This is a genomic window from Steroidobacter sp. (assembly GCF_016790065.1).
Classification (GTDB): Bacteria; Pseudomonadota; Gammaproteobacteria; order Steroidobacterales; family Steroidobacteraceae; genus Steroidobacter.
The window spans coordinates 1-1,815 of the sequence record NZ_JAEUPY010000326.1; the positions used below are offsets into that span (position 1 = coordinate 1).

The 1,815-nt window shown below is 61.4% G+C and carries 4 protein-coding genes; 3 read left to right on the forward strand and 1 reads right to left on the reverse strand.

The genetic code is table 11. The features are described 5' to 3' along the window. The 3 genes from JNL55_RS13605 to JNL55_RS13615 form a co-directional block, all read left to right on the forward strand. A partial coding sequence (locus tag JNL55_RS13605) for a molybdopterin dinucleotide binding domain-containing protein (protein ID WP_293853818.1) occupies positions 1 to 281 on the forward strand: 281 nt, incomplete at its 5' end. Further along, complete coding sequence (locus JNL55_RS13610; RefSeq protein WP_293853821.1) at positions 281 to 775, forward strand: nitrate reductase cytochrome c-type subunit; 495 nt, start codon at positions 281 to 283, stop codon at positions 773 to 775. The genes JNL55_RS13605 and JNL55_RS13610, both read left to right, overlap by 1 nt. Beyond that, positions 772 to 1,404 (forward strand): cytochrome c3 family protein, encoded by a 633-nt coding sequence (locus JNL55_RS13615; protein ID WP_293853823.1) that lies wholly within the window; start codon positions 772 to 774, stop codon positions 1,402 to 1,404. Before JNL55_RS13610 ends, JNL55_RS13615 begins: the two co-directional genes overlap by 4 nt. A gap of 145 nt (positions 1,405 to 1,549) precedes the next feature. Here JNL55_RS13615 and JNL55_RS13620 read toward each other — a convergent pair. Further along, the coding region (locus JNL55_RS13620; protein ID WP_293853826.1) for an OmpW/AlkL family protein at positions 1,550 to 1,815 on the reverse strand (266 nt) is incomplete at its 5' end.

A 1,815-nucleotide genomic window follows, 5' to 3' on the forward strand; every position in this document is an offset into this window, starting at 1 on the left:
AGGCGTTTCCGAATGCGGTGGTGTTCATGCATCCCGACGACGCGGAATCGCTAGGCGTACGGCGGGGCGTTGAAGTCAAAGTTGTCTCGCGTCGAGGTGAGATGCGCTCGCGCATTGAAACACGCGGTCGTAACAAGCCGCCGCGAGGGGTGGTGTTCGTGCCCTGGTTCGATGCTTCGCAGCTCATTAACAAGGTTACGTTGGACGCGACGGATCCGATCTCCAAACAAACCGACTTCAAGAAATGCGCGGTGAAGATCGTGCCGATGGGAGCGGTGTGATGAGCTCCCTGGTGCGGCGATTGGCAATCATCGGCGTGCTGTGTTTCGGCGCGGCGCTGGCGGCGGACAATCTGGAAGGGCTGCGCGGTCCCACGCCGCTCGATCAGGAGCCCAAAGCACCGCGCATGGCCATTGTCGAGAACTTCGATGTGAAGCGGGGTCGTGCCTACACCAGCCAGCCGCCCACCATCCCGCACGCCATCGATCGCTACGAAATCACGCGCAACGTGAACTATTGCATGTATTGCCATTCGCGCGTGCGCAACGAGGAGTTCGGTGCTCCGATGGTGAGTGCGACTCACTATATGGATCGCGATCAGGACTTCCTCGCGGAGATATCCCCGCGGCGCTATTTCTGCACGCAATGCCACGTGGTCCAGACCGATGCGCCACTGAAGGTCGACAACCGCTTCGTCGATGTCTACGAGCTGATCGAGCGTGAGCAACAGGCGGCCGATCCGCCGGCGCCCGAAGCGAAGGAAAAGAAGGAGTGAAGGCGCTACTGGAGAGGGCAAGGCGTTGGTGGGGCGTGCTCAGCTCGCCGAGTCGTTACTTCAGCCTCGGGTTCCTGGTGGTCGGGGGCTTCATCGGCGGCATCCTGTTCTGGGGCGGGTTCAACACCGCGCTGGAAGCGACCAACACCGAGGAGTTCTGCACCGGCTGCCACGAGATGCGGGACAACGTGTTCGCCGAGCTGAAGAGCACGATCCATTACAGCAACCGATCCGGCGTGCGGGCGACCTGTCCCGATTGTCACGTGCCGCACGAGTGGACCGACAAGATCGCCCGCAAGATGCAGGCGTCCAAAGAAGTGTGGGGCAAGATCTTCGGCACGATCAATACCCGCGAAAAGTTTCTGGATCATCGCTTGACGCTGGCCAAGCACGAGTGGGCGCGCCTCAAAGCAAACGACTCGCTCGAGTGCCGCAATTGCCACGCGTATCAATTCATGGACTGGACGCGTCAGAGCCAGCGCGCCGTGTACGTCCACTCAACGGCGCTCGCCGGCAAGGACCACACCTGCATCGATTGTCACAAAGGCATCGCGCATCGCCTTCCGAACATGGAAGGGATCGAGATGCTGCACGGCGCGCCACTGGAGCAGATTTCCTCGAGCGAATAGCTCCCAGAGCGCCGCGCGCCACCCAGCTTAGCGCTTCGCCAAGCCAGGCGTGGGGCAGCGGGGTTGGGTGTGCTCTTGCCAGCCAAACGTGCCGGTCCATCTCGTCCTTCGAGTCGCGCTTCTCTAAAGCTTCTGCGGCCGACGATCAGAATCGCCGACCGATCGATACGCCGAACGCGTACGGGTCGATTTCTACGGTGCCGAGGCTCGCGCCGTCGAGTTTCGCGTCCGTATCGATGTCGAGCCATCGCGCATCGATGTTCGCGAACCAGCTGCCGCCGAGGTGCACATCAAGTCCGAGTTGCGCAGCCAAACCCCAAGAAGGATCGAGCTCAAGGTCGGCGCCGTCCAGCGCGCCTGTGGTTTTTTCATCAAAGAACAACGTGTAGTTCAGGCCCGCGCCCACGTAGG

What these genes read in the sequence shown, in the direction of transcription:
- JNL55_RS13610 (WP_293853821.1), top strand. Translation starts at nt 281, where the DNA reads ATGAGCTCCCTGGTGCGGCGATTGGCAATCATCGGCGTGCTGTGTTTC.